General features: G+C 41.1%; 10 protein-coding genes and 1 riboswitch. Of the genes, 1 reads left to right on the top strand and 9 read right to left on the bottom strand.

Going from position 1 to position 7,565, the window contains the following annotated elements:
* The 5 genes from H5202_RS16065 to hinT all read right to left on the bottom strand — a co-directional run.
* Positions 1-954 (bottom strand): TonB-dependent receptor plug domain-containing protein (locus tag H5202_RS16065; RefSeq protein WP_182772965.1); only part of this gene is annotated, 954 nt, incomplete at its 3' end.
* A gap of 57 nt (positions 955-1,011) precedes the next feature.
* Positions 1,012-1,119: riboswitch (TPP riboswitch) on the bottom strand.
* A gap of 125 nt (positions 1,120-1,244) precedes the next feature.
* The gene (locus H5202_RS16060; RefSeq protein WP_182772964.1) at positions 1,245-1,637 is read right to left on the bottom strand and encodes a YcfL family protein; all 393 of its coding nucleotides are present in this window, start codon (positions 1,635-1,637) and stop codon (positions 1,245-1,247) included.
* A 37-nt stretch (positions 1,638-1,674) separates the two neighbouring features.
* Positions 1,675-2,142: a PaaI family thioesterase gene (locus H5202_RS16055; protein WP_182772963.1), complete on the bottom strand. Its 468-nt coding sequence runs from the start codon at positions 2,140-2,142 to the stop codon at positions 1,675-1,677.
* The gene (locus H5202_RS16050; RefSeq protein WP_182772962.1) at positions 2,139-2,648 is read right to left on the bottom strand and encodes a PaaI family thioesterase; all 510 of its coding nucleotides are present in this window, start codon (positions 2,646-2,648) and stop codon (positions 2,139-2,141) included. Before H5202_RS16050 ends, H5202_RS16055 begins: the two co-directional genes overlap by 4 nt.
* Positions 2,648-3,001: a purine nucleoside phosphoramidase gene (gene hinT / locus H5202_RS16045; protein WP_182772961.1), complete on the bottom strand. Its 354-nt coding sequence runs from the start codon at positions 2,999-3,001 to the stop codon at positions 2,648-2,650. The genes H5202_RS16050 and hinT overlap by 1 nt, the downstream gene beginning before the upstream one ends.
* A gap of 203 nt (positions 3,002-3,204) precedes the next feature.
* Between hinT and H5202_RS16040 the strand changes: the two genes are divergently transcribed.
* Positions 3,205-4,962 carry a M61 family metallopeptidase gene (locus H5202_RS16040; protein WP_182772960.1) on the top strand — a complete coding sequence of 586 codons (1,758 nt, stop codon included), beginning with the start codon at positions 3,205-3,207 and terminating at the stop codon, positions 4,960-4,962.
* Between the two features lie 155 nt (positions 4,963-5,117).
* On the opposite strand, the gene H5202_RS16035 is transcribed toward H5202_RS16040, so the two are convergent.
* The 4 genes from H5202_RS16035 to H5202_RS16020 all read right to left on the bottom strand — a co-directional run.
* Positions 5,118-5,969, bottom strand: a complete 852-nt coding sequence (locus H5202_RS16035; RefSeq protein ID WP_102036668.1) for a CsgG/HfaB family protein — start codon at positions 5,967-5,969, stop codon at positions 5,118-5,120.
* A gap of 123 nt (positions 5,970-6,092) precedes the next feature.
* Positions 6,093-6,374, bottom strand: a complete 282-nt coding sequence (locus tag H5202_RS16030) for a curli assembly protein CsgF (protein ID WP_443019424.1) — start codon at positions 6,372-6,374, stop codon at positions 6,093-6,095.
* A 12-nt stretch (positions 6,375-6,386) separates the two neighbouring features.
* Entirely contained in the window at positions 6,387-6,965 is a 579-nt protein-coding gene (locus tag H5202_RS24315; RefSeq protein WP_336244804.1) for a curli production assembly/transport protein CsgE, read from the bottom strand.
* On the bottom strand, positions 6,962-7,565 hold a 604-nt coding region (locus H5202_RS16020; RefSeq protein ID WP_259397346.1), incomplete at its 5' end, for a LuxR C-terminal-related transcriptional regulator. The genes H5202_RS16020 and H5202_RS24315, both read right to left, overlap by 4 nt.

The raw sequence follows: 7,565 nt of genomic DNA, 5'->3' as shown, positions 1-7,565 counted from the left end.
GTCGGTTTGCGCAAATGAGGTTAACGACGTGAAATCGGCTGTTTGTATTCCAGAATAAATAAATTTAATCCCAGCACCTGAGGTTTTTTGTGTATCGACGCCGGGTTGGTCAGTTAAGGTGTTGCTGCGATTGTTATCTAATGTCCATACATCGTAACCATTATCAAAGTTGGCATGTAATAAGGTTAAATCAACTTGAAGATCGTCAGTAGCGTACCAACGGAACTTAGCCCTCGCGGTTAACTCATCACGCTCATTGGTATCATCACGGTTAAGATAAAGGTTGTCGCGGTAGCCATTTTGGTTATGTTGCTCTAACGATACTCGGTAGAGTAATTTACCTGAGTCTTTGAGTGGACCAGAACTAAAACCAGAAAGAGTGCGAAGGTTGTCGTCACCTAAACTGACTTTTGCGCCATGTTCAAATGATTCGGTAGGGTCATTACTTTTTAAGTAAATTAATCCAGCTAACGAATTAGCACCGTATTGAGTACCTTGTGGACCGCGCAAGACTTCAACTTGCTGCATGTCGTACATACTCGACACCATGCCAAGGCCAGATAAGTCAATGTCGTCGACCACAAAGCCAACCGATGAGTTAGGTGCACCTTGATATTGTTCTTGTTCACCGACACCACGGATTTGGAAATATTTAGGACGAGAACTGCCACCAGACCAGTTAAAGTTTGCGATAGAATTGAGCACATCTTCAAAATGTTGCGCCCCTTCGTCTTCTAATTGCTGAGCATCAATAACCGTCACGCTTGAAGGCATTTTATCAAGGCTGATATTACTAAAGTCAGCATTAACAACAATCACTTCCATTTTTTCATATTCTGGGGTGACGGTTTCAACATCGGCCGTTTTAGCCATAACAATAGGCGCACTTAAAGCTGCCATTACCGCTAAGGCAATAGGTGTTTGGTGTAACCTAGTAGAATTTTTCGTGAACATAGGACCTCAAATAGTGATTTTGAGATCCGGCAAGAGTAGCGAATAAGAGGTGCACATAATAACAGTGTGGCCCATTCCTACGCCGGTATAAGCCGGATCAGGTTCTAAGGGTTCGTCATACAGACATCTCAGTTCAGGTTTTACTGAACACCCCTTGGCGGTCACGATTATAAACTAACTTCAACATGAATACACGAGCAGCTATACAATTTGATAACTCAACAATGTAATTGATTAACTTTTGGTTAAATCTCTTTAATCAATTATCGTCAAGCTCAGCATTGTAGCGCTTAATTTGAGAAAGCTTCACGCACATAAATCTCGAATCGAGTGGCCAGTGTATTGGGCGCTACAGCACCTACTTGCATCTGCTGTTTGCCATGCAATTTAACCGACTTCCAACTACTTGCTTCATCCTCAACCGTAAATCCACTAGCATCGAACCAAGTGAATTTATATTGCAGACGTAAGTCAGTACTCGACTTGCTTTGAATTAATGCCGATGCTTTGATTAAATCGGCAACCATAACGGATGAAATATCTGTAACATTAACATCGCTGGCAAATGAGCTGCTATCGACTCTAACCTGCCCACTTGAATCAACCGAAATACCTGCTGTGTTGTGCGCACAGGCGCTAAGCAATAACGCCGATACGAACACAAATATTGACCTTGTTTTCATGCTCTTCCCTTATTTTTTGTTAATGTAAAGCGTTGACTTAATCTATCAAAAAGTGCGCTCTGGCAGTGGCTATCAATTGTTTACGATTAGTTTGCCAACAGTTTATACTGACGTTAGCCACGCGGCGGCCTTGGCGAGTAATTTTACATTCTGCAAATGTATCTTGATGCAAACCTGCGCGTAAATAGTCAATTGAGAAATCAACAATTTTAGGGACTTTCTTGGCTTGCATAAATACCATTAATTGCACAATTGCCGACATTTCCATAAACCCAGCAATCACTCCGCCATGTATCGCAGGTAAAATCGGATTACCTATATTGTCATCTTTAGCCGGCAGTCTAAAAACCATTTCGTCACCAAAACGGGCCACTGACATACCAATAAATTGTGAGTAAGGAACTTTTTCAAGGAGGTAACTATAATCATTCAGTTCAATGGCACGTTTAACCACATCTTGAACATCCAACCCCTTTTGTGTCTCTATTTTAATGGGCTCACTCATGATTTAGCCCCCGGTAAATTACCCATTAACACTTGACGAAATTCTTCACCGACCATTTCTGGACTAATTCGCATAAAGGAACCTACCGCGTGAGCGATAGGTTCATCAATGCTGTCTTGATATGCGATCGCGCGGGTAAAGGCAACGCTTGACGATAAACGATAGCATTCAGCAAAGGCATAAACCGATTTATGAGGCTCTGCAGGTTTCATGTAATCGACACGTAAATCCAATGTTGGAGACAACTCTAGCGATTGATACTTTTTCAAAATGGCGCATACCACTGCTGTGCCGCAAGCTGTATCTATCAAGGTAGTGATCACCCCACCGTGAATCACTCCGGTGTCTGGATAACCTATTATATCTTGACTGTATGGCAACTCAATTAACACATGATGCTCGCTGGCTTCTTGAACGGTAAGCCCTAATCGGCGGCATTGAGCTAACTGGTTTACAAACCGAGTGGCAACTTCAGTTAACGGGAAAAAATCACTGTTAATTTTCATTATCCACGACTCAGCATTGGGCCTAATGGTTTACCCCCTAAAAGATGCATATGAATATGGTACACCTCTTGACCACCATGCTTATTGCAATTCATGATTAAGCGATAACCGTCTTCAGCAATACCAGCTTCATCTGCAAGTTTGGACGCGACTGTTATCATCCGTCCTAATGCTTTTTCATCAGACGCTTTAACATCATTTGTTGTCGCGATTAAATGGTTAGGGATAATCAAAATATGCGTAGGAGCTTGCGGAGCAATATCCCGAAATGCGGTGACTAATTCATCTTGGTATAAAATATCCGCTGGAATTTCACGGCGGATAATTTTGCTAAATATGGTTTCTTCGGCCATTTGGATGCCCTCATTAGATAACTGCATTGATGCTATTGATAATACTATCAACTCTTTGAACTATCACTCCAGTAAAAACGCTTTTTATGAGTAATATTTTGCCTAAAATGGGATTCGTTTGCTTAAGTGAGTCAATTTTGGCAGCATTGGTTATTATAGCTCAATCGTTTTGATTGCGACTTGCCACTCATTCGGAATTCTTTATGCATTATCATATTCATGCGGTCGACCCTAAAGCTCATTTATTTGAAGTTACCTTTACCCTAATAAACGCTAATCCATCTCAGATTTTCTCATTACCAGCATGGTTACCTGGCAGCTACATGATCCGTGATTTTGCCAAGAACATCATTGAAATTGATGCCAAAGAGAATCAACAATCGCTTTCGGTCACTCAATTAGATAAACAAACGTGGCAATTGAATAACCAAGGTAGTCACATTAGCTTGTGCTACCAAATCTATGCATGGGATTTGTCGGTTCGAACGGCACACCTTGACACTAACCATGGTTTTTTTAATGGCAGTAGTGTATTTCTAGCCGCTAATGGTCTTGAGTCTCAGCCACACACGGTTATCATTGCTAAACCTGCTCTAGCAGAATTAGCTCATTGGACGCTAGCCACCAGCATGACAAGAGTATCAGGTGAACAATTTAGCTTTGGTGAATTTAGTGCTGAAAACTACGATGACTTAATTGACCATCCGGTTGAAATGGGTGAACTCACCATCGAAACTTTTTTCGCTGCCGGTGTGCCACACGATATCGTACTCAGTGGCAAACACAGAGCCAACATGGATAGATTGGCTAAAGATTTAAAAGCGATTTGCGAATATCAAATCAATTTGTTTGGCACTCCAGCACCGTTTGAACGTTATGTGTTCATGACTACCGTTTTGGATAATGGTTTTGGCGGCTTAGAGCATAAAGCATCAACAGCATTAATGTGCTCTCGCAACGATTTACCTTTGTCACTCGATGCGGCAGTGGATAAAGGTTACCGCACTTATTTATCACTTTGCAGCCATGAATATTTCCACTCATGGAACGTTAAACGGATTAAACCAGCTGAATTTACCCCATTTGATTTATCACAAGAATCTTATACTTCTCAATTGTGGGCGTATGAAGGTATTACATCATATTACGATGATTTAATTACCTTTAAATCTCATTGTATCGATGAGAAAGGCTACCTTACTTTACTCAGTCAAATTATGACTCGAGTATACCGAGGCGAAGGTCGTTTTAAACAAACCTTAAAACAATCAAGCTTTAATGCTTGGACTAAGTTTTATAAACAAGATGAAAATGCCGCTAATGCTATCGTCAGCTATTACACCAAAGGTGCATTATTTGCCTTGTTTGTAGACTTAACTATCCGCATTGAAACCCAAGGAAAGCACAGCTTAGACGATGTCATGCGTCAACTTTGGCAACAATATGGTTTGATGGGTATTGGTACTGAATCGTCCAGCCACCAACAGATTGTTGAAACGCTATTAAATCGCTCTTGTGACGATATCTTTGCTTATCTCGACAACACGGACGATTTGCCGCTAAAAACATTACTGGCTCAAGTCGGCGTTAATATGAGTTTACGTGCAAGTGAAGGCGTAACTGATTTGGGTGGTGCTGATGCTACAGGTTATAAAATTGGTTTTGGTGCTAAAACAAAAGCGGAATCATTAGGGTTAAAAATACTAACGGTTAGCCAACACAGTCCTGCACATCAAGCGGGATTAAGTGCAGGTGATTTATTGATTGCCGCTGACAACTTGCAGGTTACCAGTCAATTTGAACAGCAACTGCAAAGTCGAACCCTTGGCGAACAAATCACTTTGTATTGGTTTAGACGAGATGAATTGATGCAAGGAACATTAACGATTAGTGAAGCGGTTTTAGACACGATTTCACTTAACATCAACGATGTGGCTAAAACGCGATTGTGGCTTGGTTAATCCGGATAAATAATTCACTGTTTTTGATAATTAATTGACTGAATATCATCAATATTGTTCGCAACACTAAATCAAAACAAGATAACAAAAAAGGATATCCATTTGATATCCTTTTTTGGTGATTTATCAATCGATATACACATGCATTACTACGACTAACTTTGCTTAATCCGTTCTAATACTTGGTTTTCGGTATGTGCTTCTAACCAATATTTTTGTAGTGTTGAGTTTTTTACCCCAGATGCTGGGTCAAGTAAATTCCAAGCTCTTTTCCAAATACCATCAGCAATCATATGCACCACCGCACTTTCTATCGCGGCGGCAATACACAAACTCACTGGTTCGTTTGAGGTGTAGCCCGCTTCTGCCTCTAGTAATTCTTGCGCATCAATAAATTTAAATACGCCTGCTGTAATTTCTTTTGAAATAACAGCCTTAGTCGTTGTCACACTGCTTAATAATCGGCCTGTGCGGATATCGACCGCGCGTAAATTAACCGTTATGCTATCGACACGATATTGACCAGAGGCACCTATTCCTAAATAACGAGCGCCTGCACCACCGGTTTTAACATTGGTGTCGTAAGCAACAATGCCACCTTCCATTAAAATTTGGGCACTGTTTAATTGTGGCAGTTTACTGGCGTCACCATTGAGCCCTGCACGAACAATTTTTCGTTCGGTCAGTAAATTCTGTAACCCTTCTCGCTCAACTGGCACAAACCAGGCTGAATCGTTAAGCGCCTGAGCTAAGAAAGCCGTTCCGGATTGTGGCACTGCAGTTGAAAAATTACTTGAAGGTATAGGTTTGTATTGACCCGTTTGATCACGAAAATCGTATACTGCGGCTACCATACTTCCTTGGGGTGATGGCAAGCTCACTAAATCATAATAAGTATCGCCCTTTGGCATTAAACTCGTGGTTGCTTCAATACCGTCGAATTCACTTTTTATCGAAGAACATGCGCTCAAAGATAAAATAAATAAGCTAAGCAATAGTCTTTTCATGATTAGCCCCCTGTTGATGCGCCGACAATACCACCAACTTCGATGATGGTCGTCTCGCCGGTTAATAAATCAGTGATATGAACCAGTAAAGATCCATCTTCATTGACCACGTTTATTTCAAAGTCATCGGTTTTTTAAATAACCTTCACCACCATTTGCCGCATCATTAAACAGTTGGCTCATTAAGCGCGATTGCAGCGAACTCGCTAAACGTTCAAGTGCAGTAGGAGCGACATAACCCGAACTAGACTGGTGATCATTTTGCGCGGACGCATTCGCCAACAAATAACTACCATTTAGGTAACTGCCCCCAAACGCAGGATTAACTGGGGTATATACCAGTTGAGTCGCGGCTAAGGGAAAACTAAATGATGTTATTGATAAGATTAGTAATAATTTTTTCATATGCATTCCCTGCTAAAATTCATCAGGAGCAAGATCGGGGTCTGAAAATGCCGCCCATTTTGCCTGTCGTTGATATTGCAACAAGGAAGCATTTACCCGCTTTGCTGCCATGTTAGCTTGTGCATCAATATTGCGCGATGCTGGGGATAAAAACGTCACAAAAACCGGCTTGCGATTATGCAACACTAAAATCTTACTACCACTTCTTGCTGTGGCTTGTTCTACAACAGTGAGCCCCGAGTGGTTGCTCATGCCATTGATATCACGATAAGCGCTAACAAATTCTCGATAAAAACGGTGGCCAAATCTTGTCATGGCTCTATTTAAGATTAACCCATCAATTAAATCAGCTTCACGCTTAGGTTTTGCATCACTGACACTCACAACAGGTTCAGTTGAATGCAATAAATTCTCTTGAGCTTTTGAGGCGGTGGATTCTGGGATTACGTTATCCGTGGTTGGCGCAATGTTAGCTTTAGTAAACTCAGGGACATTAACGTCAATATCTTTACGATCATCAGCGATAGCATCACTAAACAAAATTGCCTGACTCGCAATCAAGCAAATGAGTATCACTGACAGATTTTTCACACTCTCACCTCATGCATATGAGTTTGTGCCCAAGCAATGGCTTGACCACGACTAGACACACCAATTTTGCGAAACGCACGATATAGATGTGTTTTAATGGTGGATTCACTGACAAAGAGTTGATTAGCGATATCGAGATTAGTGCTACCAGACAATAAAGTTTGCAATACTTCACGTTCACGAATGGTCAATTGTTCACTGTCATCGTCGTGGTTAATATTCATTAACGATTGGTAGAGATCTTGAGGGATTACACTGCGGCCTTTGAGTATTTCATTTAAACCGCTACTGACATCAGCTAAATTAGCATTGGTATAAAAAACGCCCGTTGTGGTCGATGGGTGAATTAAAAATTTTGCATCAACTTGTTTGGGGAAATTGAGAAAAACAGTACGAACACCACAATATTCACGTTCAATAACACGCTGTAGTTGATACGCTTGCTGAAGATCAATCGTTGCTAAATCGAAAACTACCATTGAGTTAGTTTGTGCAGAAAGTAACTTCGACATATTACTCGGCTGAGCCTTGGTTAATCTAACCAAAAATTCTTGTGGCCAGCGTGATTCGAGTAAGTCAATGAGCAGCTGCGAACGCGAA

The organism is Shewanella sp. SG41-4, from assembly GCF_014164505.1.
Lineage (GTDB): Bacteria > Pseudomonadota > Gammaproteobacteria > Enterobacterales > Shewanellaceae > Shewanella.
This window is presented reverse-complemented; position numbering and strand designations above follow the sequence as displayed.